Origin of the sequence: Campylobacter sp. 110 (assembly GCF_002383965.1) — a bacterium.
Taxonomy (GTDB): domain Bacteria; phylum Campylobacterota; class Campylobacteria; order Campylobacterales; family Campylobacteraceae; genus Campylobacter_D; species Campylobacter_D coli.
The window spans coordinates 78,366-98,775 of the sequence record NZ_NXBD01000034.1; the positions used below are offsets into that span (position 1 = coordinate 78,366).

Here is a 20,410-nt window from a genome sequence, read left to right on the forward strand (position 1 = left end):
ATAATGGACATTAAAAGTCCATTTTACTATTGTATAATTTTACAAACACCAAAAAAGGGATGAAATGATTTTAACAGTTGGTACCATACAAGAATACAGAGAAAAAATTCGAAATAAAATACAAAAAGAAAAATTATAAAGAACATAATAAAAGAATTTGTTAAAAAATATCGATATTATTATAAAAGCAAACGAAATTTTAAAAAAATGGAAGTCAATGAAAACTTATAATATTTTGTTAGAAAAATGGATGGATTTTCACAAAAATCAATGCAAAGAATTTATTCACCATGAGGTTTTTAACAATCATAAAATCAAAGAAGCCTTAAAAGAAAATAAAAATTATCATTGTGAGATAAAAGCTATAGATGAGGAAATTAAACTAAATTCCGAAACCAAAATTCATATTTTAAGCTTTAAGCTTAGCGATGATAGAAAACTAAAGTTTATTAAACAAATTTTAATTGATGATGTAGATATTTATGATGGAGTTATTTGTTTTGATATTTTTTATACAAATGAAAAAAATACATATGAAGTTCTAAAAATCGAATTTTAATCCATAGTTTAAACTGTGGATTAAATATCTTCGAAAACACACTTTCAATAAGATATTTTCCAAAATACTAGTATATTTATATTTAAAAATTAGATAGAGTTGATTATATTTTTTGGATTAAAATCTCATTGTTTTTTACAAGGATTATTATATCTTTGTTTACTACAAGAATTTTTTCATATAAAAAATCAACAATCACTCTTCCATTTTTATCCAAAAGACCTGATTTTCCATCAAGTTTAGCTATAGCTAAACCCTTGTCAAAATCCTCGACCTCATCATACTTAGCTTCTATAACTAAATTTTCATTTTTATCTATAAAGCCGTATTTTTTATTTATCCTAGCCAAAGCCAAGCCTTCATGAAAACAACCCAAAATATTTTCTTTGAATAACAACAAATACAAACCGTGCTTTGAACCAAACATTACCATTTCATCATCTTTATCATCGATAAAATCATATTTAGCTTTTATGATGATTTTTCCTTTTTTATCTACAAATCCCCATTTATCATTTAAACAAACAGCGACTACATTTTCTTTAAAATTCTTTATAGCTTCAAATTTAGCTTGGATTACAAAATTTCCTTTTTTATCTATAACTCCAAATTTACCATTAAATTTAACTATGGCTAAACCTTGTGAAAAATCATTAACCCAATCAAATTTAGCATCTATAATTAATTTTCCACTTATATTTGCAAATCCCATTTTTTTATCGACCATAACAGCGATTAAACCCTCATGGAAGTTTCTATGATCCAAACCATAGGGAAAATTTATTTTTACAATATTTGCGTTTTTATCTATAAAACTATTTTTATCGGTATTATTTAATCTTAATAAGCCATCGCAAAAACTACTACCGATACTCCCGTCCAATTCTTTTATAAATTTATTCTCTAGATTAAATAAAATTGTTTTAAAAACAAATTGTTCATATTGGCTATCACTTAATTTCAAATTTATATAAAATATTTCTCTTTCTTTCAATACACCAAAATTAAGAAAATCCATATCAATATTTTTATCTAATTTTATACTTATTTGATTCATATATTGTAGTTTTAAGTTATATTATATATACCGATTAAAAAACAAAATCTAATCCATAGTTAAACTATGGATTAACTCGCTATTTCTTCTAAATACTTTAAGATTTTTACCATTGCCAAGGTATCAAGTTTACAATACTCTAACAAAGCTTGGACTCATATTTTGCATAGCTTCAAAACTTTGCATAGCTTCGCTTCCATTATGGATTAAATTCAAATCTTTATAGGCTTGTTCCATATCAGGAATTAAAGCAGGCAAAACTTTTTTTATAGAATAACTCCCTTGCATTTTATAATGATAGTAGTCTTTATTTTGAAAAGGAATCATAAGATCCTTGATATTTTTTTCTATATTTAGCAAATGCTCGCTAAATTCAGGAAAAACAAGTGCTAAATTTTTTATCACACCTCTTTCAAAGCTGGCATTATAAGCAAGTACGCAAGCATCTTTTGGTATATCGTTGATCAAATTTTTTGCAAGTTCATATCTTGGATCAACGCCGCATTCACTTAAAAATTCTTTATGTTCTAATTTATCTTTATAATCTATATGCAAAGAGTATTGAAAAGGGATTTGCATATAAGGTTTTACACCTTTAAATTCAGGCACAGCTTGCATAAATGTTTCAAAGTCTAAATGGTATATAGGATAAGTTAGAGTATTTAAAAACTCTTTGATTTTTTCCTTATTGATATAAATTTCTTTATTGAGTGAAGCTTGAATTTGAATTTGTTGATTTTTATTAAAGACAGATAGATCTTTTATATCTTTAAAACTAATTATATTTTTATAATAAAACTCGAATTTTTTATTAGAATTTAATCTTGAAATATTAAAAATACTATCCTTTTCACATAAATTTCTTTGTTTAATCCAGCAATACTCATACCCATCACACTCATAAGGATCAAAACAATGTGTTCCTATATCTATGTTTGGTTCTTCTTTTTTGTTTAAAATATCTTCAAAATATTTTAAATTTTCTTTAACTTGCTCTTGTTTTTGAATAATTTCATCTGTTATGTCGTTTACCTTAAAAAGTTGATTTATATCAAGAAAATCATCTCTGTAATATTCACTATTTAAATGTATCAGATTAACTTGCTTGATTTTATAATCCAAATTTGATAAAACATAATACTGCAAAGAACAATCATCTATATAAACATCTTTTAAGGAAGTGGAACTTTTAACTTCATTGATAATAAATCCTTCTTTGGTATTTTGCAAAATATCTACCATGATCAAAATACCATCATAACAAAAAGTAGCTTCGTAAATGACTTCTTGGTTATTTTCTAGCAATTGTTTGGTTTGCTCACATTTTTCATCAAAAGTACTGCCTTCAAATTCTATTTTACTCCATTTGGAAAAAGCTCACAGGCTAACTCCCCTACTTTATCACCTGCACTAAATCTAGCCAAGGTATTTTCATCAGGCATACTTAAAACATCTTTTTTATAAGTTTGCAACCAAAGTGATTTGGCACATTGCGTGCCTCTTGTGTATTTTGATTTTGAAAAAAACATTATTTACCTTTCTTTGTATTTAATTTAAAATTTAACCTATTTTTATTTAAAAACAGTCTATTTAGAGCTATTTTTAAAAGGCTTATCTTTAATTAAGTTATAGATCAATGTGCTTGAGATAGCAAAATGTACTAGTGAATTTTGCTTATCTTCTTTTCTTTCAGCTACCGTTTTACCTTCGCCCTTTTTTATAGCCCCAAAAAGACTAAGCCCAAACCACAATCCCAATATGATTTTTAAAGGTAATATTAAAATTACCAATAAAGGATTATAACGATTATCTTTGAGTGTTATATATGCAATGTATGATAAAACACTCATCCATATAAAAACCATGATACCTAGCGTTATTAAAGTAATACTTCTTTCTACTTGTAAAAAAAACATAGTAAGAAAAATTATCCAAACTATAGGTAGCGCAGCAAATAATGCAACACACAAACTTACATCTAAAAGATTTCTATACACTACAATCCTGCCCTTGATACCATAAACCACAAGCACTATTGCAATGACTATGTAAACAATAGCTGCTATGATAATCACTGCGTTAGTATGATTTTTAGAAATGCTGTGAGTTGTGTTATTATCTATGGTTTTTTCTACTGCTATATCTTGCTGTGGTATAGCAGAGATTGGTTTGGCACCTATAAGGTTGAAACACATACATACCAACATCATAAGCATTAAAATTCTTTTTTCATTTTTTTCCTTTTGTTTTTATTTTTATTTGATAATTATATTTTATATTTATGGACTATATATGTCCATTTTATATTTTTTGATTTCAATGTGATTGAAAATAAAAAATAAGCTATAATTTCAAAAAATTAAAATTAAGGAAAATAATGAGTGATTTAGAAAATAGTTTAAAGGGTTTTAAAGATAAAAATTTTGGTTATTATTTTGGTAAAGATAAAGAATGTTATTATATTTATCATACTAAATTTGGCAGAGAAAGAAGTATCGAGATTAATGAAAGCAATGATATTAAATCGAAATTTGGAGAGTTGATTGATAACATTTGTAAGGAAAATAGGGATAAATTTAATGGTTTAAAAGAAGCTTTTGAGAAATATTTAGACATTTATAGTGATAAAAGTACTATCCATATTAAATTTGATAAAAATGGAGATTTTTTAAAAACAAAAAGTGAGATTGTGGACAATTTTAGCAAAACATTTGGTAAAGAAAAAATAGATCAAGGTAATTTTAATGCTGTAACTTTTAAACAATGGTGGGATAAAAGTATAAATAGTGCTAGAATGCAAGGTAATGCTACAAATTTATTAAAAGATGAAAAAAAATTAGTTGATAATCTTAAAATAATAAAAAAAGCAGCAGATGAGAGCGAAAATTTAACAAAACTATTTGAAAAACTTAAAGAAGTAGAAGGTATGAAAGCTACAGCCAGAGAATTAGCATATTTTTTACAATTTAATAAAGATAAAGATAAATTTCCACTTGCGAATGATGCTATGATAAATATTGCTAAATATATCTTTGAGATATTAAAGGAAAATCCAAAAGAATATAATTCTGATAACAAATGCAAAGAAGAAGTGTATTTTAACTTTGTTTTGAATGAACTTAAAATAAAAGAAAATTCATATAATTTTCCAAAATACTATATTTTAGATCAATTTTTAAATTTAATTGATAAGATAAAAAAATCTGATTTGGCCTTAATTACAAAAGAAGGATTAGCTGAAAATGATGAAAGTAAAGATATAAAGCAAAGCGTGTATTATAAACTTTATCAAGCAGCTTATGATTTTGCAAATTTATGTGGCAAAGCAGATATAAAAAGCAATGATTTAGAAGGTTTTAAAGAGCTTTTAAAAACGCATAAAAACATCATTTTTCATGGAATTCCTGGAACTGGAAAAACCTATACTATAGTAAATAATATAAAAAACATCATTAAAAATGAAAATCAAATGCTCATTACTCAATTTCACCCAAGTTTTTCCTATGAGGATTTTATAGAAGGTATTAAACCTGCAGGGATTGAAAATGGACAATTAAAACTTGAGCTTAAAAATGGAATTTTTAGAGAATTTTGTGATAAAGCAAAAGAAGAAGAAAAAGAGTTTTTGGGTGAGCTAGAAAAAGGAAATTTTAATGAAGCTTTAAGCGATTATGGGTATTTTTTATAGCTGATGAGATTAACCGTGCGGAATTATCTAGAGTTTTTGGAGAATTACTTTATACACTTGAGTATAGAGGAGAAAAAGGCAAGATAAAAACACAATATGCCTCTATGAGAGGTGATGAGGATTTTTATGTGCCTGAAAATGTATTTTTCTTAGGGACTATGAATGATTTAGATAAAAGCATAGATAGTTTTGACTTAGCGCTTAGAAGACGCTTTATATGACAAGAAATAACATGTGATTATGATGTAATAAAAAATGAAATTTATGCAAAAAATATCGAAGAATACGCACAAACCTGCGAAAACTTAAATAGTAAAATTAGAAAAGATATAGGTGAAAAATATCAACTTGGGCATTCTTATTTTCTAAAAATTGAATTTAAAGATGATGAGATTAAAAATAACGATATGAAAAAACTTTTTAGCAACCGTTTTGAGGCGCTTTTAAAAGAGTATTTAAGAAGTGAATATAGCGAAAAAGACATACAAAAACACTTGGATGATTTAAAAAAACTTTTTGTTATAGAAAAACCCAAAGAAACAAAAACAAATGAAAAAAACCACAATAATAAAAACGACTGATAATAGCTGTATAGAAATAGATCAAAAATCTTCAAGAATACAAGATTTTGATCTGTATTTTGAAGATTTTATAAAAAATGGAAATTTCTTTTCTTTTTTCAATGATGATGAAAAAATTTTAAGCAAAAATACTAAAAATCTTATCATTTCATTGCGAACAATTGAAGAAAATAAAAGGCAAATCACTAGTGGAAATTATATAGGAAAATTTCTTATAAAGGCTTGGAAGTTGAGATAAATTCCAGGTTTGGCAAGAAGTTCTTAGAAAGAATGTTAAATTTTGCTAATGATGTATTTGTCGATGATGTGAGTATTTATCAAGATGTGAAAAATGAAAGCAATATAAGCGAATTTATCCTTTTTTATATCTTTGTGCAAAAACTTGAAAAAAGTTTTTTGATAGGTTTGCCTAAAAATTATCAAAGTAAAAAATACAACGACTTGCGTTTTAAGGGAAATATCGATATGGTTGAATTTATAAAACACAATATCCCTTTAAAAGCAAAGCTTGCTACAAAAACAAGAGAGCAAATAGAAGATGTGCATATCATAAATGTGCTTTACAAGGCTTTGCAAGTCATAGAAAAGAAAAATTCAAGCTTTTTGAAAAATGTAAAGCATATAAAAACCTATTTAGTGCAAAATAAAAGCGAGCATTGCTTTATAAAAGAAAGTTTAAACAAAGCCTTTTCTAGTAAAGCCTTGAGAAATCAAAATTATCAAAACTACAAAGAGCTTTTAAAATATGCAAAAATGATCATAGAAAGCGAAAATTTCACTAGCAAAAATAAAAATGATCAAAAAAGCTATGGTTTTATCATCAATATAGCAGAGCTTTTTGAAATTTATATAAGCAAGCTTTTAAGAAATAAATTCGAAGAATGCATGCTTGATTCTCCAAAGCTTGAAATTTATAAAAATAGCTTTTATAAACGCTATATAATACCTGATATTGTTTTATCTAAAGATGATAATTATATAGTCTTTGATACTAAATATAAAAAAATGACAATGGAAGGTAAAAGCCAAAATGGCATGGGAGATTTAGACAGAAATGACTTGTTTCAAATTCATACCTATATGGGATATTATCAAAAGATAGGCAAAGTGCTTTTAGGTGGGCTTTTATATCCTATGCAAAATTTTAACGAAGAAAAATGCCATAGTGAAAATTCTATCCTTTCAGATGAGTATCAATTTATAGTTGATGGAATTTTCCTTGAAGATGATCAAAATTCAGATAAAGAAATCACTCTTGAGTATATCATCCAAAAAGAAGTGCAATTTATAAAAAGGATAAAAAAGCTACTAAAATAATCTTTTAGTAGCTTATAAAAGAAATTTTTCTTTCTGTATCTTCATGAGTGATAGAGCCTATTTCTAGCTTATAGGGTTTAAAATTTTTCGTGCTAATGTTTGCAAATAAGATATCTAAACTCACATCTAAAAGCTTCTTTAAGCCTTTTGAAAAATCATAATCCTTTAAATAAAAATTATTTTTTATCAAATTTTCATTTTGTTTTAAAATTTCTAGCAATTCTTGTTCTTTTATACAAAACAATCCTTCTATAAGTATATTTTGATAAGGTGAAATATCATTAATATTTAATGCTTTTTCATCTATCCAACCCTTTTTAGGAAAAGCATATGCACTTGCAAGATGATAAAGCTTATTCTTAGTATCTGCTTCTTTTGATTTATAGTGTATTTTTGTATTATATTTTATAAAATCAACAACACAAAAATATTTAAAATCACCATAAGTTTGACTTAAGAAATTTTCAAAAGATATAAGCTTGCTTTGAACATTTATATCCAAAAAATGTCCATTTTCTAAATGGTAGCTTTGGCTTAGAGCAATTGTACATTTTTAATGCTTTGAATTTGTGCTTGAAATTTTAGCCCCTTATCACTATTTTCATATAATGCCTGAATATCTTCTTTTGCTTTAACATCATTAAATCCAAACACAAAGCTTTTGTGTCCCCTTCCTTGAAGTGCTATATTCATAAATTTATTCTTTTTGTATAAATCCCATATTGATTTCATTATCATTTGATTTTAACTTTGACTCATTTTCTAGCTTTTGCAAGTAAATCCTCGGCAGTTGTGAATTAAGATATGTTTCATAGTATTAAACATTTTTAATCCTTTATGAGTCATCTACAAGAATGATAACCAAAAAATATAGACATTAATAGTCCCATATTTTTGTAGTATAATTTCAAAAATCATTCCAAAAGTTTAAAAATGCAAGATTTCATTGAAGAGTTATTAAAAGTTAGCGAAACATTTAAAAACAATGCTAAAAAAGGTATGAGCGATATCAATATTTTTGAGGCTTTGGGTGTTGAGTATAAGGAAAATTATCATTCTAAATTTATAGCTTATTTGATCAATCCACATGCTGATCATTACCAAGAACTTTTCGCAAATGAGTTTTTAAAAAAGCTCAGAGAAAGCGTACAAGCTAGTAATTTCAAAGAACTTACAGTTCAAGATATAGAAAGTGTAGAAACAGAAGCTTGCGTGAAAGATAATAGAAGGATCGATATACTCATAAGTTTAAAAGACAAAAGATATATCATCATAGAAAACAAACTTTATGCAAAAGATCAAAAAAATCAACTCAAAGATTATATAAACCATTTGAAAAATAAAATAAAAAATATAGATAACTTTCATGAAAATATACTTACTATTTATTTACATATGGATGAAAATACAGAGCCTAGCCAGATCAGCTTAGGTGTAAAAAATGGGTTTAAGATACAAAATAACTTTATACACGATAGCAGTAATCAAACAATGAGTTATTATTTTAAAATGGATTATAAGTGGATTAAAGAATGGATAAATTTATGTATCAGCACTTGCAAAGATAAATTTGAAAAAAATGAGATTGAAAAAGATTTTAAAGAAGATATGGAAAATGTGATTTTTACCCTAAACCAATACAAAACTCTTTTAAAATGGTATCTTACAGACGAATTTGAAGCTAAAGATGATGTATTAAAATTTTTAAAAGAAAATTTAGAAAAGACTATGACTTTATACAAATACACAAAAAATAAAAATGATTTTAAAGATATAGAATATGATAAATACAGAAAAGCAAAAGATATCGTAAAAGATAAATGGGATGAGCTATGTAAAGAACTAGTAAGCAAATTCTTTCATGAATTGAAAGAAAAATTTGAAAAAGCACAATCCATAAATAAGCATGGACAATGGCTTGGATGTGAACTTGATGAAAATAGATTTAATTATGATTGGTTTGATTTTTATCCTGAAATTTATAAAGATGAGGATGATGTATGGCCAAGCATAGGTGTTTATTTTGGAAAAAGCAAGTATAATCATTTTGGGTTAACCTTTAAAATAAACTATCTTGAAGAGGATGAGAAGTATAAACAATGTATAAATTGTTTTCAAGAATTAACTGGAAAAAATACTGACAATATTTGCAGACATAACGAGCATTATTATTGTGATAAATTTGAGAATTTTAGCAATTCAAAAGAAGAATATGCTTTTATATATTGGCTAATAAATAATCATGGTGATTGGACGGCAGAATTTTCCAAAATTTTAGAAGAATTTCTAAACAAGGAAACTATAAAAAACACTTTAGAAAAAATCAATAAAATTTTAAAACCGAGCAAATAGGTATTTTATTTGCTTATTTGCTCAAGATAATCCTTAACCACTTCTTTGACTTTATCTGCTATAAAATCAGGCTCCAAAACCTTTATATAAGGTATATAATAATACACCAAAGGTAAAATTTCCATTTCGTGGTTGATTTCAAGTTCTATTTCTATAGAGCCATCTTTGTCTTTACCGGTGATAATTTGCGAATTTAAAGGTTTTCTTTCAAAATATTTTCTCACAGGCTCTTCCACTAAAAGCCTTACTACAAAAGGCTTATCAAGACTAAACCATATAGAATTAACCTTTCGAAGTCTTGCTTCTAAAATTTCATCAGTTTGAAAAGATTCTTGAGTTAGGGTGATATTTTGTATATTTTTCAAATAAAATTTTTTAAAAATATCTCTTTTTTTCATATCAAAGGCAAGTAAATACCAAAATCCACTAAAAAAAGCAAGCTTTAAAGGCTTTACTTGAAAAAGCTTATTTTCATACTTAAAAACAATTTGGGTTTTGGTGCTAATAGCTTGTTCAAGAATTTGAAAATGATTCAAGTCTTTTTCTTCTAATTTTTCAGCATCTAAGCTAGTATGAATAGGATTAGAAATATTTTGAGAAAATCTACAAAGCAAAGGATGAGCCTTGGCATAAAAACTATTTCCAGCACTTTTTGCCATAGTATCAAGCACTTCAAGGATAATTTTATCATCTTGTTTTTGCGTATCTTTACTTGTATCAATGTACCATTTTTTACCATTTTTAACAAGTCCCATAGGCTCTAAAACCTCTTGCATATCTCTTTTTATGGTTTTAGTGCTTACATTAAGTTCTTGAGCTAATTCTTTTATCGTGATCCCATTTTCGGATTTGACTAATCTATCGTATAAAATTTCAAGGCGTGTTAGTTTAGAATTGGCAATATATTTTTTAAAATCTTTCAAAGTTTTTCTCTACAATTTTTAAAATATTAACAAAAATTATTTTATAAATAAATAAAGCTAAAGTAAGACAATAAGAATGTTTACTCTTGTTTTACTAGTTTTAATCCATTCTTTTAAATACATAAGAAAGAAAAATTTACAACAATATTTTGATATTAAAAACATTTATTGCGGTTAAATTAAGATAATAGAGAAAAAAGAAATTTTATTTTAAATCATAAAGGGGCAAAAAGCCCCTTGAAATTACATTTGACAAGTATTTTGTAAAGCTGAAGCAAGCATCCAAAGACTTTTTTCATATTTTGCGATATTTTCTTGCGCAAAAGCAGCTGTAGTAGTATCGCTAACTTTTTCAGCTTCCTCGTTTAATTTTTTGAATTCTGCCAAAAGATATTCATAATCTTTTTTGATCAACTCCATCACTTCAGCTGGAGTGAAACAATCTTTTTCTACTTTTGGACTTTTTGCATTTTCCATTAAAGTTTTTTGGCAAGTGATAGCTTTTTCACCAAGTTGTAAAGCTCTTTCTGCACAATCATCAAAAAGTTCTGCCATTTCTTCATAAGCTTTTTCAGTGTGCTCATGAATTGAATAAAACTGTAAACCCTTAACATTCCAATGATAATTGTGAAATTTAACCCATAAATGATGAGCATCTGCTTGCATTTGTAATAATTGTTTTGTTACTGACATGTTAACTCCTTTTTTTAATTTTTAAAATTATAACAAAAAATTCTTAAATAATAATTATTATTAGTTAAAAATTTTTATTATTAATTTTACTTATTTCTATTATACTCTTTTTCTTTAACAAAATTACTGCGATCTTAAAATATTTTTTAAAATCAATTTCCCAACCTCAACTCCAGGCTGATCATAAGTATTAATTCCTAACATTACCCCGCAAGTTGAAGTAAAAAGTTCATAATAATACATCAAATATCCCGCATGCCAAGCGTCAAGTTTTTCAAGTTCTATCACATCAACACTCAAATTTTCGGCGATTAAAGCGTGCATAGTTGCATCACATTGAGCGTTTAAAAGTTCGTGAAGATTGACTTTATTACTTAAAGAATCTAAAAATTTAAAATGAATATCAGGGATAATAGGTGCTTTTTGAGCGTCTTTGATTTTTAAAAAAGTTACAGTTTTATTTTTAGGTCCATCCATGATGAGTTGCAAAAAACTATGCTGATCCCTTGCTCCTATAAGAGCGATAGGGGTTAAACCTATGCGTTTATAACCTTGTTTTTTACCCAAACTTTCAGCAATGAGCTGAATATACCATTCATTAAAACCCTTAAAAGCATCACTATAAGAAAAAAGTACATTGATATTGGCATTTTTATGCGTGCAATAATGATAAGCTTTTTGCAAAATTTCATCTTTTTTGTGAGTAAAAAAATCTTCAAAACAAGCTTTAGCTCCTTCTAAAAGAGCCTTGGCATTATAGCCACAAAAACAAAGCGGAACTATACCTACGGCTGAAAGTATGCTAAAACGACCTCCTACATTTGCAGGGATAAAAAAGCATTTGATGCCTAAATTCTCACCCTCTTTATGCAGTTTAGAATCCTTATCTGTGATGAAAACAAAGTATTTTTTTAACTCTTGCATATCAAGCTTAAAATGTTCAATAAGAAGCTTAAAAAGCGATACTACTTCTATGGTGCTACCTGTTTTACTGATGATTAAAAACAAACTTTCTTCAAGCTTGATTTTTTCTAAAGTCTTATTAAAAGAATGCGAGCTTGTGTTATCGAGTATAAAAAGCTCTCTTTGGTTGCTTTTTTCATTAAAAAGCATATCACGCAAGGCTTTTACACCACAACTTGAACCTCCCATTCCCACTAAAACGATATTTTTTACATACTCTTTATCTTGAATAAATTGCAAGCTCTCATCGATTAAATTTAAACTTGTGTCAATAAGATGATAATACCCTATATCCCCACTTTCTACTTCATCATTGATACGATTTGCATAAGAACTTATAGTGTGAATTTCACTTTGTTTAAAAAAAAGCGTATTGTTTAACATTTACTTTTCTCGTAAAAATAATTTGTCGCCTCTACAAAGCCTTCTACACTTCCACAATCAAAGCGTTTCCCTTGAAATTTATAAGCTAAAACCATACCATTGGTTGCTTGAGTTAAAAGCGCGTCGGTAAGTTGAATTTCGCTATTTTTTCCTGCTTGAGTATTTTCTAAAATTCCAAAAATATCAGGAGTTAAAATATATCTTCCTATGATAGCAAGATTACTTGGAGCTTCATCAGGACTTGGTTTTTCTATCATAGAATTAACCATGATAAGATTATCTTCTACAAAATTTCCAGAAATTACTCCATAGTTTGAAACTTGTTCTTTTGGTACTTCCATCACAGCTATGATGGTGCAGCGATATTTTTCATAAATTTTTACCATTTGAGCCATAACATTTAAGCCTTCTTCATTAACACACAAATCATCAGCCAAAATTACGCCAAAAGCTTCATCGCCAACCAAAGGTCTACCCTTTAATACCGCATCACCTAAGCCTTTCATTTGATTTTGTCTTGTAAAAGTAAAGGTACAACGATTGATTAAAGAACGAATTTCATCAAGTAAGTATTCTTTTTTTGTACCTGAAATTTGATGTTCAAGTTCATAAGAAATATCAAAATAATCCTCCAAAGCTCTTTTTCCACGCCCTGTGACAAATCCCATATTTTCCATTCCTGCTTCTAAAGCTTCATCAACTCCATAATGGATCAAAGGCTTGGTTAAGATAGGTAACATCTCTTTAGGTAAAGTTTTTGTTGCAGGTAAAAATCTCGTCCCATAACCTGCCGCAGGGAAAATACAAGTTTGAAGCATAAAAATTTCCTTTTATTTTTTTATCATTATAGCTTATTTTTATGAATTTTCATGCAACAAGGCAAAGTTCTTTTTGCCTTGTTATTCAAACTCTGCCTTAGCTAATTTAACAATGGTTTCTACTACTTTAGAATCTTCAAGTGTTGAAATATCCTGTTTGATTTCTTCGCCTCTTGCTATAGTTCTTAAAATTCTTCTCATTATTTTACCACTTCTAGTTTTTGGCAAACCTGGAGTATAAAGAATTTTTTCTATTTTAGCTATAGGTCCTATTTCTACTCTTAAAATGTCATTAAGTTCTTTTAAAGTTTCTATAGCTCCGCCAAGATCACAACTGGATGCAGGACTTAAAACCACAAAAGCAAACAATGACTCGCCCTTAATCGTATCCAAAATACTCACTGCAGCTGATTCTGCTACGCTTGGATGTTTAGCGATGGCACTTTCTATTTCAGCTGTTCCTATACGGTGCCCTGCAACATTTACCACATCATCAGTTCTTCCCGTGATAGTAATATAGCCATTATCATCATAAAAAGCCCCATCTCCACTAAAATAAACCGGCTTTCCTTCTTTTTTGGCTTGTGAAAAATAACTTTCTATATAGCGGTTTTCATCTCCCCAAATTCCACGAATCATCGAAGGCCAAGGCTTGGTAATACAAAGCAAGCCATCTTCAGCCACATCTTTTACATTACCCTCTTCATCAATAACCTCGGCAAAAATTCCTGGTAAAGGCAAGGTAGCACAACCTGGTTTTAAAGGAGTAGCTCCAGGTAAAGGTGTTATCATATGCCCTCCTGTTTCAGTTTGCCACCAAGTATCAACGATGGAGCATTTTGAATTTCCTATATTTTCATAAAACCACTGCCAAGCACTAGGATTGATAGGCTCTCCAACAGTTCCAAGCACTTCAAGAGTGTTTAAATCATATTTTTTAGGCTCATCAGGAGCATCTGCATGAAGCATTCTTATAGCAGTAGGCGAAGTATAAAATTTGCTCACTTGATACTCTTCTATCATTCTCCACCAACGCCCAGAATTTGGATAAGTAGGCGTTCCTTCATGCATAATAGTAGTCGCTCCACATGCTAAAGGGCCATAAACAACATAAGTATGTCCTGTGATCCAACCCACATCCGCACTACACCAATAATTATCATAATCTTTTATATCAAATACCCATTCCATAGTCATTTGCGCCCAAAGTATATAACCTGCACTTGCATGCATTACTCCTTTTGGCTTGCCCGTAGAACCTGAAGTATAAAGTAAAAATAACAAATCTTCACTATCCATAATTTCAGGTTCGCATTTATAAGATTCATTTTTTACTAACTCATTATAAACATAGTCCCTTCCTTTAATATATTCTATAGGCTCATTATTGCGTATAACTATAAGTACTTTTTCTACACTTTCACACCCTTCACTTAAAGCCTTATCTACTGCAGGTTTTAACATATAAGGTTTGCCACGACGAAAAGCTCCATCGGCTGTTACTACAAGTTTGGCTCCTGCATCTATGATTCTATCTCTTAAGGCTTCAGGAGAAAACCCTCCAAATACTACACTATGAATAGCTCCAATTCTTGCACAAGCTAACATTACTATAGCTGTTTCTGGAATCATAGGCATATAAATTACAACCCTATCGCCTTTTTTTACACCAAAGCGTTTAAGCAAATTTGCTGCCTTGCAAACTTCATGCAATAATCTACGATAAGTATAAACCTCATAATCACCCATTTCCCCTTCAAAAACAATAGCAGCTTTATTGCGTCTTGTTTTCATATGGCGATCTAAGCACTGATAACTTACATTTAAAGTCCCACCCTCAAACCATTTATAAAATGGGGCTTTATCATCATTTAAAACACGAGAAAAAGGCGAAAACCAATCAATTTTTTCAAGAGCTTGTCTTTTCCAAAAACCTTCAAAATCTTCCCTTACCTCATCGCATAAGTCATAATATTCGCATAAATTTTTTATTCTTGCGTTGCGAGAAAGTTGTTTGTTAGGTTTAAAAAGTCCTTGAGTATTTTGATAACGCATAAATCCTCCTTCTTTAAGTTATTTATAAACATTATATAAGACTTTTTTTGTGTTTTATACAAATTTAAAAATAATTAATGAAGAAAATTACAAAAATGTGAATATTTGTAATAAATTAAAGAAAACATTTCTAAATTATGTTAATTTAAGAAACAAATAGCCTCTTCATTAAAAACTAAGCAAAGTTCTTGATATAAGCTTAGTTTTTCTTGTTTAAATCGCTCTGATTCTAAGGCAAATTCTAAAATTTTACTTCCACACTCCACTCTGATAAAAACAAATTCTTTTCTTGTTCTAAGTGCTATGATGATACATTTTTGAAGTATAAAATCAAATGTTTGTTTGGAAAAATCATCAGGATATAAAAAAGAAATTTTATAAGGATCGATAGCTATTTTGTTTGAAATTTCATCTTTGCAAATATAGTTTTTACACATACTAAAATCTATAAAATTACTAAAATTCACACCTTTGTTTTCGAGTTCAAAAATATTTGTATTTTCAAATTCTAAAATCTCTCCTGCATGCAAATAATATTTTTTTTGCGCCAAAGAGTCTAAGAAATTTTTATCATGACTAGCGATTAAAAAACCACTTTTGTATGTTTTTTGCATATATAAAATAGCTTTTTTAAACAATATCATCGTATCTTTATCCAAAAAAGCACTTGGCTCATCAAGTAAATAATACTTCGCTCTAACACTTAAAGCTAAAGCAAATGCTATTTTTTGCCCTTGTCCAGATGAAAGCTCGCTAGGATGTTTTTTTAACAAACTTCTATCAATTTCAAGTAAATTTAAAACCTCATTAAGGCGTTTTTTAATCTCTTTGCTGTCTAATTTATAAGTTTTTAACAAAAAATAAAAATTTTTTTCTACACTGCGATTTAAAAAAACAGGCTCAGGAAATAGTAAGTAAATTTGGCGTTTTTCATCTGAATTTAAATGCTTATTGCCAAAATAAGTGATATTATCAAATTCTCCTTCAAGAAATTTGAGTATTCTTAAAAGTGTAGATTTTCCACTTCCATTTGAACCCATTAAAATACTGATTTTATCAGTATCTAAACATAAGTGTTTGATATTTAAAATATTTTTTTGTCCATAATTAAATTTAAAATTACAAAGTTCTATCATTTAATATCTTTTGAGTTTGTGTATAATAAAATTTAAAATAAAAGCGATGAAAATCAAAACTAAAGCAAGAGCAATACCGCTAGCAAATTCACCTTTGTTGGTTTCAAGGGAAATGGCTGTGGTAATAGTTCTAGTATCGTATTTGATATTTCCACCCACTATCATCGCTACTCCTACTTCAGCAACTATCCTGCCATAAGCTAAAGCCACAACGCTTACTAGAGCAAAACGCAACTCATAAATGATAGTCATCACAAGCTTTAAAGGGCTTAAATGTAAAGATTTGATGAGTAAAAAATGCTTTTTATTCATATTTTCTATCAAATTAGAAAAAAGTGCGATAACAATAGGAAGAGCTAAAACAAACTGCCCTAAAATCAATGCTTTTACAGTAAAAAGCAAGCCTAAATCCCCCAAAGGCCCTCTGCTTGAAATCAGTGCATAAAGTATAAGCCCAACCGCAACCGTAGGAAAAGAAAGACTGGTATCAACTATAAGTTTTATAAAACGCTTCAATTTAAATTCAAAAAAACCTAAAGCAAAGCCCAAAGGAAAACCTACAATCAAAGATAAAACGATAGAAATGCTGGAGCTAAAAAGTGTTGTTTTGATTGCAGAAATGACGCTTTCATCAGCGTTAAAAAGCAAAAATAGAGCTTGAGTAAAGCCTTCTAAGATATAATCCAAAAAGTTTCCTTATTTTAAATAAGTAATTTTAGCATAATTATGTTACAATATTTTTTAAGTAAAATTTTAATTAGGAGACAAAATGAAAAAAATCATTTCTTTAGCTCTTGCCTTAGCCTTCAGTGCAAGCGCGGCAGAACTTAGAATGGCAACTACAACAAGCACCGATAACACAGGACTTTTAGATGCTTTAAAACCGCTCTATGAAAAAGAAAGTGGCAATACCTTAAAATGGGTCGCTGTAGGAACGGGCGCGGCTTTAAAAATGGGTGAAGATTGCAATGCTGATGTGCTTTTTGTGCATTCTCCAAAAGCAGAAAAAGACTTTGTGAGCAAAGGTTTTGGCGTGGATAGAACGCCTGTAATGTATAATGATTTTATCATTATCGCGGATAAATCTTTAGCTCCTAAATTTAAAGATAAAACTTTAAAAGAAAGCTTAGAACTTATCAAAAATGAAAAACTTACTTTCATTTCAAGGGGCGATAAATCAGGCACTGACAATAAAGAAAAAAGCCTTTGGAAAGATCTTGGCGGCGTACCTGAAAAAGAAAGCTGGTATCAACAAAGCGGACAAGGAATGCTAGCAAGTATCAAAATCGCAGAAGAAAAAAAAGGCGTGATTTTAACCGATCGTGGCACTTACATCAAATACGAAGCCAATGAAAAAGACAATCCTAATTTAGTGATCGTAAATGAAGGCGATGACAATCTTAAAAATTTCTACTCTATAATCGCTACAAATCCAAAACATTGTAAAAATGTAAATTACACAGAGGCTAGCAAATTTATCAAATGGGTAACAAGCGATAAGACTTTGAATGTTATCAGTGAGTTTAAACTTCTTAACAAACCTTTATTTATAGTGGATGCAAAAACAAGAAAAGATTAAATTCAAGCAAGGAATTTCCTTGCTTAAAAACTCATTTTATCTTTTTCATTTTAAATACAACAATGATAAAAAAAGAGGATAAAAAATATATCAGCATAAAAATTATTCCCACACCGCTTAGAGCTGATATTTTTATATTTTGTATATGTCTTTGAGTATTTTCTTGCATTGTTTTGATTTCTTAAAATATTTTTATAGTTAAATTATAACATATTTATTACAATTTGTAATAAATTTTATATTTTTTTATAAAATTTACATTTTTTAAAAAAATATCATTCTTAGTCTGGTTAAAAAAAGATACAATAAAAGTTAAGATTATAATTAAACAAATAAGGTAAAAATGTTTAAAGTAGATTTAAATAGTGATCTAGGAGAAAGCTTTGGCGCCTATAAAATGGGTATGGATGAAGAAATTTTAAAATTTGTTAGCTCTGCAAATGTCGCTTGTGGCTTTCATGCGGGCGATCCTTGTGTGATGGATAAAACCTTAAACTTAGCCAAGCAAAATAATGTTTGTATAGGAGCACATCCCTCTTACCCTGATCTTTTGGGTTTTGGAAGACGCAATATGCAAGTAAGCTTTGAAGAAGCTAAAAATTATGCTTTATATCAATTGGGAGCTTTATTTGCTTTTGCCAAAGCCAAAGGTATGAAAATACAACATTTTAAAGCCCATGGTGCACTTTATAATATGGCTGCAATAGATGAAAATCTAGCTCTAGCACTTTGTGAAGCAGTGGCTAGTTTTGATGATGGTATTATTTTTCTAGGGCTTAGTAATTCTGCTATGGAAGAAGTTGCAAAGAAAAAGGGATTAAAATACGCAAACGAAGTTTTTGCAGATCGCGCTTATAATGATGATGGAACTTTAGTTTCAAGAAAACTTGAAGGTGCAGTTATCACAGATGAAGATTTAGCGATAAAACGCGTGATAAAAATGATAAAAGAAAGCAAAGTTACAAGCATAAATGGCAAAGAAGTGGATTTAAAAGCTGATAGTATTTGCGTGCATGGAGATGGTATAAAAGCATTAGAATTTGTTAAAAAAATCAAAGAAAATTTAACAAAAGAACAAATTCAAATAAAAGCCTTAAATGATTTTATAAATTAAAAACTATAAGAAAGGATAAAAATGATAAACAAAACCGCTCTTTTGGGCGCTGCTTTTTTGATGGCAACCTCTGCTATTGGCCCTGGATTTTTAACCCAAACAGCAACATTTACAGGAAGCTTATTGGCTAGTTTTGGTTTTGTAATACTTGTTTCTATTATTTTGGATATAGGAGCACAGCTTAATATTTGGCGCATTATAGGGATAAGTGGAAAAAGAGGAACTGAAGTAGCCAATATGGTTTTACCCAATTTGGGCTATTTTGTAGCTTTTTTAATTGCACTAGGTGGCTTTTTCTTCAATATAGGAAACATAGCAGGAGCTGGGCTTGGATTAAATATAGTATTAGGTATTAGCGTAGAAAATGCAGCAGTTATTAGCGCTATTATCGCTATTGGTATTTTTATCTTTAAAAAAGCTGGGGAATTGATGGATAAATTCATCGTTTTAGCAGGTTTTGTGATGATTGTACTTACTGCTTATGTAGCCTTTGCTTCAAAACCTCCCATTGGCGAAGCTCTTTTTAGAACCTTTATACCTACACAAATTGATGTTATTTCTATAGTAACCTTAGTAGGCGGAACAGTGGGTGGATATATAGTATTTTCAGGCGCGCACAGACTTATAGATGCAAAGCTTTATGGAAAAGAAAATTTAAACTATATTAATAAAGCTGCAGTAAGCGGAATCATCATCACAGGAATCATGCGTGTGATTTTGTTTTTAGCAGTTTTAGGAGTAGTTAGTTCTGGTTTTATACTGGATAAAGAAAATCCTGCTGGTTCGGTATTTCATCATGCTTTAGGGGATTTGGGCTTAAAAATCTTTGGCGTAGTACTATTTTTAGCTGCTATTTCATCAGTTATCGGGGCTGCTTACACTTCTGTATCTTTTATAAGATCCTTTCATCCTTGGATTGAAAAATATAACCGCTTTGTGGTAATTTTTTTCATTATTGTTTCAACTTTAGTTTTTTATATACTTGGAAAATCTCCTGCAAGTATATTAATCATCGTTGGGACGATCAATGGTTGGATTTTGCCTGTTACCCTATTTATAATGATAATTGCAGCGCATAAAAAAAGCGTAGTTGGAGACTATAAACATCCTAAATGGATGAGTGCTTTTGGGCTTTTGATCGTGGCTTTGATGTCTTATTTATCTGTACTTTCTATGATAAAGTTAATGTAA

General features: G+C 28.9%; 23 protein-coding genes. 10 read left to right on the top strand and 13 right to left on the bottom strand.

Annotation, left to right across the window (positions count from 1 at the left end):
- Positions 1-217 precede the first annotated feature (217 nt).
- The gene (locus tag BGS43_RS03670) at positions 218-559 is read left to right on the top strand and encodes a hypothetical protein (protein WP_025399260.1); all 342 of its coding nucleotides are present in this window, start codon (positions 218-220) and stop codon (positions 557-559) included.
- A 103-nt stretch (positions 560-662) separates the two neighbouring features.
- On the opposite strand, the gene BGS43_RS03675 is transcribed toward BGS43_RS03670, so the two are convergent.
- The 4 genes from BGS43_RS03675 to BGS43_RS03685 form a co-directional block, all read right to left on the bottom strand.
- Entirely contained in the window at positions 663-1,616 is a 954-nt protein-coding gene (locus BGS43_RS03675; RefSeq protein WP_002825923.1) for a WG repeat-containing protein, read from the bottom strand.
- 129 nt (positions 1,617-1,745) lie between these two features.
- A complete protein-coding gene (locus tag BGS43_RS03680) occupies positions 1,746-2,921 on the bottom strand; it encodes a DUF2779 domain-containing protein (protein ID WP_308203085.1) in 1,176 nt (391 codons plus the stop codon).
- Between the two features lie 47 nt (positions 2,922-2,968).
- Positions 2,969-3,145 carry a hypothetical protein gene (locus BGS43_RS10205; RefSeq protein WP_002825925.1) on the bottom strand — a complete coding sequence of 59 codons (177 nt, stop codon included), beginning with the start codon at positions 3,143-3,145 and terminating at the stop codon, positions 2,969-2,971.
- A 57-nt stretch (positions 3,146-3,202) separates the two neighbouring features.
- Entirely contained in the window at positions 3,203-3,832 is a 630-nt protein-coding gene (locus BGS43_RS03685; protein WP_096568827.1) for a hypothetical protein, read from the bottom strand.
- 161 nt (positions 3,833-3,993) lie between these two features.
- Between BGS43_RS03685 and BGS43_RS03690 the strand changes: the two genes are divergently transcribed.
- The 5 genes from BGS43_RS03690 to BGS43_RS03705 all read left to right on the top strand — a co-directional run bounded on the left by BGS43_RS03690 (position 3,994) and on the right by BGS43_RS03705 (position 7,202).
- Positions 3,994-5,304, top strand: a complete 1,311-nt coding sequence (locus BGS43_RS03690) for a hypothetical protein (protein WP_051989426.1) — start codon at positions 3,994-3,996, stop codon at positions 5,302-5,304.
- 8 nt (positions 5,305-5,312) lie between these two features.
- The gene (locus BGS43_RS03695) at positions 5,313-5,525 is read left to right on the top strand and encodes a hypothetical protein (protein ID WP_223207365.1); all 213 of its coding nucleotides are present in this window, start codon (positions 5,313-5,315) and stop codon (positions 5,523-5,525) included.
- Between the two features lie 186 nt (positions 5,526-5,711).
- Positions 5,712-5,885, top strand: coding sequence for a hypothetical protein (locus BGS43_RS09805; protein ID WP_180753342.1), 174 nt, complete (start codon positions 5,712-5,714; stop codon positions 5,883-5,885).
- Positions 5,854-6,123: a hypothetical protein gene (locus BGS43_RS03700; protein WP_002825927.1), complete on the top strand. Its 270-nt coding sequence runs from the start codon at positions 5,854-5,856 to the stop codon at positions 6,121-6,123. The genes BGS43_RS09805 and BGS43_RS03700 overlap by 32 nt, the downstream gene beginning before the upstream one ends.
- Positions 6,124-6,155: 32 nt before the next feature.
- On the top strand, positions 6,156-7,202 hold the full coding sequence (locus tag BGS43_RS03705) for a 5-methylcytosine restriction system specificity protein McrC (protein WP_096568830.1): 1,047 nt from the start codon (positions 6,156-6,158) through the stop codon (positions 7,200-7,202).
- Between the two features lie 4 nt (positions 7,203-7,206).
- Here BGS43_RS03705 and BGS43_RS03710 read toward each other — a convergent pair whose 3' ends face one another.
- Together BGS43_RS03710 and BGS43_RS09810 are read right to left on the bottom strand one after the other, a co-directional pair.
- Complete coding sequence (locus tag BGS43_RS03710; RefSeq protein ID WP_002825930.1) at positions 7,207-7,704, bottom strand: hypothetical protein; 498 nt, start codon at positions 7,702-7,704, stop codon at positions 7,207-7,209.
- Between the two features lie 32 nt (positions 7,705-7,736).
- The gene (locus BGS43_RS09810) at positions 7,737-7,895 is read right to left on the bottom strand and encodes a hypothetical protein (RefSeq protein WP_153606222.1); all 159 of its coding nucleotides are present in this window, start codon (positions 7,893-7,895) and stop codon (positions 7,737-7,739) included.
- A gap of 240 nt (positions 7,896-8,135) precedes the next feature.
- On the opposite strand from BGS43_RS09810, the gene BGS43_RS03715 reads away from it, so the two are divergent.
- The gene (locus BGS43_RS03715) at positions 8,136-9,554 is read left to right on the top strand and encodes a PDDEXK-like family protein (RefSeq protein WP_002825932.1); all 1,419 of its coding nucleotides are present in this window, start codon (positions 8,136-8,138) and stop codon (positions 9,552-9,554) included.
- A 5-nt stretch (positions 9,555-9,559) separates the two neighbouring features.
- Here the strand turns inward: BGS43_RS03715 and BGS43_RS03720 are convergent, their stop codons facing one another.
- The 7 genes from BGS43_RS03720 to tupB all read right to left on the bottom strand — a co-directional run bounded on the left by BGS43_RS03720 (position 9,560) and on the right by tupB (position 17,213).
- Positions 9,560-10,477 carry a helix-turn-helix transcriptional regulator gene (locus BGS43_RS03720; RefSeq protein WP_025399263.1) on the bottom strand — a complete coding sequence of 306 codons (918 nt, stop codon included), beginning with the start codon at positions 10,475-10,477 and terminating at the stop codon, positions 9,560-9,562.
- Positions 10,478-10,720: 243 nt separating this feature from the next.
- Positions 10,721-11,170, bottom strand: coding sequence for a Dps family protein (locus tag BGS43_RS03725; RefSeq protein WP_002825934.1), 450 nt, complete (start codon positions 11,168-11,170; stop codon positions 10,721-10,723).
- A 123-nt stretch (positions 11,171-11,293) separates the two neighbouring features.
- Positions 11,294-12,517: a glucose-6-phosphate isomerase gene (locus BGS43_RS03730; protein ID WP_096568833.1), complete on the bottom strand. Its 1,224-nt coding sequence runs from the start codon at positions 12,515-12,517 to the stop codon at positions 11,294-11,296.
- The gene (gene galU, locus BGS43_RS03735; protein WP_002825937.1) at positions 12,511-13,335 is read right to left on the bottom strand and encodes a UTP--glucose-1-phosphate uridylyltransferase GalU; all 825 of its coding nucleotides are present in this window, start codon (positions 13,333-13,335) and stop codon (positions 12,511-12,513) included. The genes BGS43_RS03730 and galU overlap by 7 nt, the downstream gene beginning before the upstream one ends.
- An 81-nt stretch (positions 13,336-13,416) precedes the next feature.
- Positions 13,417-15,390 (bottom strand): acetate--CoA ligase, encoded by a 1,974-nt coding sequence (gene acs / locus BGS43_RS03740; protein ID WP_025399266.1) that lies wholly within the window; start codon positions 15,388-15,390, stop codon positions 13,417-13,419.
- A gap of 140 nt (positions 15,391-15,530) precedes the next feature.
- Complete coding sequence (gene tupC, locus BGS43_RS03745) at positions 15,531-16,526, bottom strand: tungstate ABC transporter ATP-binding protein TupC (RefSeq protein ID WP_071314944.1); 996 nt, start codon at positions 16,524-16,526, stop codon at positions 15,531-15,533.
- Entirely contained in the window at positions 16,527-17,213 is a 687-nt protein-coding gene (gene tupB, locus BGS43_RS03750; RefSeq protein WP_002779509.1) for a tungstate ABC transporter permease TupB, read from the bottom strand. It lies immediately after the preceding gene.
- An 82-nt stretch (positions 17,214-17,295) separates the two neighbouring features.
- On the opposite strand from tupB, the gene tupA reads away from it, so the two are divergent.
- From tupA to BGS43_RS03765, 3 genes are all read left to right on the top strand, one after another.
- Positions 17,296-18,105: a tungstate ABC transporter substrate-binding protein TupA gene (gene tupA / locus BGS43_RS03755; protein WP_025399267.1), complete on the top strand. Its 810-nt coding sequence runs from the start codon at positions 17,296-17,298 to the stop codon at positions 18,103-18,105.
- Positions 18,106-18,448: 343 nt separating this feature from the next.
- Positions 18,449-19,219 carry a LamB/YcsF family protein gene (locus BGS43_RS03760; protein ID WP_025399268.1) on the top strand — a complete coding sequence of 257 codons (771 nt, stop codon included), beginning with the start codon at positions 18,449-18,451 and terminating at the stop codon, positions 19,217-19,219.
- 21 nt (positions 19,220-19,240) lie between these two features.
- Positions 19,241-20,410, top strand: a complete 1,170-nt coding sequence (locus tag BGS43_RS03765; protein WP_002781022.1) for an NRAMP family divalent metal transporter — start codon at positions 19,241-19,243, stop codon at positions 20,408-20,410.

Excerpts from the sequence above, each read along its gene's own strand:
- tupC (WP_071314944.1), bottom strand. The coding sequence starts at position 16,526 with ATGATAGAACTTTGTAATTTTAAATTTAATTATGGACAAAAAAATATT.
- BGS43_RS03685 (WP_096568827.1), bottom strand. The coding sequence starts at position 3,832 with ATGCTTATGATGTTGGTATGTATGTGTTTCAACCTTATAGGTGCCAAA.
- BGS43_RS03690 (WP_051989426.1), top strand. The coding sequence starts at position 3,994 with ATGAGTGATTTAGAAAATAGTTTAAAGGGTTTTAAAGATAAAAATTTT.
- BGS43_RS03760 (WP_025399268.1), top strand. The coding sequence starts at position 18,449 with ATGTTTAAAGTAGATTTAAATAGTGATCTAGGAGAAAGCTTTGGCGCC.
- BGS43_RS03675 (WP_002825923.1), bottom strand. The coding sequence starts at position 1,616 with ATGAATCAAATAAGTATAAAATTAGATAAAAATATTGATATGGATTTT.
- BGS43_RS03730 (WP_096568833.1), bottom strand. The coding sequence starts at position 12,517 with ATGTTAAACAATACGCTTTTTTTTAAACAAAGTGAAATTCACACTATA.
- BGS43_RS03670 (WP_025399260.1), top strand. The coding sequence starts at position 218 with ATGAAAACTTATAATATTTTGTTAGAAAAATGGATGGATTTTCACAAA.
- BGS43_RS09810 (WP_153606222.1), bottom strand. The coding sequence starts at position 7,895 with ATGAATATAGCACTTCAAGGAAGGGGACACAAAAGCTTTGTGTTTGGA.
- BGS43_RS10205 (WP_002825925.1), bottom strand. The coding sequence starts at position 3,145 with ATGTTTTTTTCAAAATCAAAATACACAAGAGGCACGCAATGTGCCAAA.
- BGS43_RS09805 (WP_180753342.1), top strand. The coding sequence starts at position 5,712 with ATGAAAAAACTTTTTAGCAACCGTTTTGAGGCGCTTTTAAAAGAGTAT.
- acs (WP_025399266.1), bottom strand. The coding sequence starts at position 15,390 with ATGCGTTATCAAAATACTCAAGGACTTTTTAAACCTAACAAACAACTT.
- BGS43_RS03725 (WP_002825934.1), bottom strand. The coding sequence starts at position 11,170 with ATGTCAGTAACAAAACAATTATTACAAATGCAAGCAGATGCTCATCAT.
- galU (WP_002825937.1), bottom strand. The coding sequence starts at position 13,335 with ATGCTTCAAACTTGTATTTTCCCTGCGGCAGGTTATGGGACGAGATTT.
- tupA (WP_025399267.1), top strand. The coding sequence starts at position 17,296 with ATGAAAAAAATCATTTCTTTAGCTCTTGCCTTAGCCTTCAGTGCAAGC.
- BGS43_RS03705 (WP_096568830.1), top strand. The coding sequence starts at position 6,156 with ATGTTAAATTTTGCTAATGATGTATTTGTCGATGATGTGAGTATTTAT.
- BGS43_RS03715 (WP_002825932.1), top strand. The coding sequence starts at position 8,136 with ATGCAAGATTTCATTGAAGAGTTATTAAAAGTTAGCGAAACATTTAAA.
- BGS43_RS03700 (WP_002825927.1), top strand. The coding sequence starts at position 5,854 with ATGAAAAAAACCACAATAATAAAAACGACTGATAATAGCTGTATAGAA.
- BGS43_RS03765 (WP_002781022.1), top strand. The coding sequence starts at position 19,241 with ATGATAAACAAAACCGCTCTTTTGGGCGCTGCTTTTTTGATGGCAACC.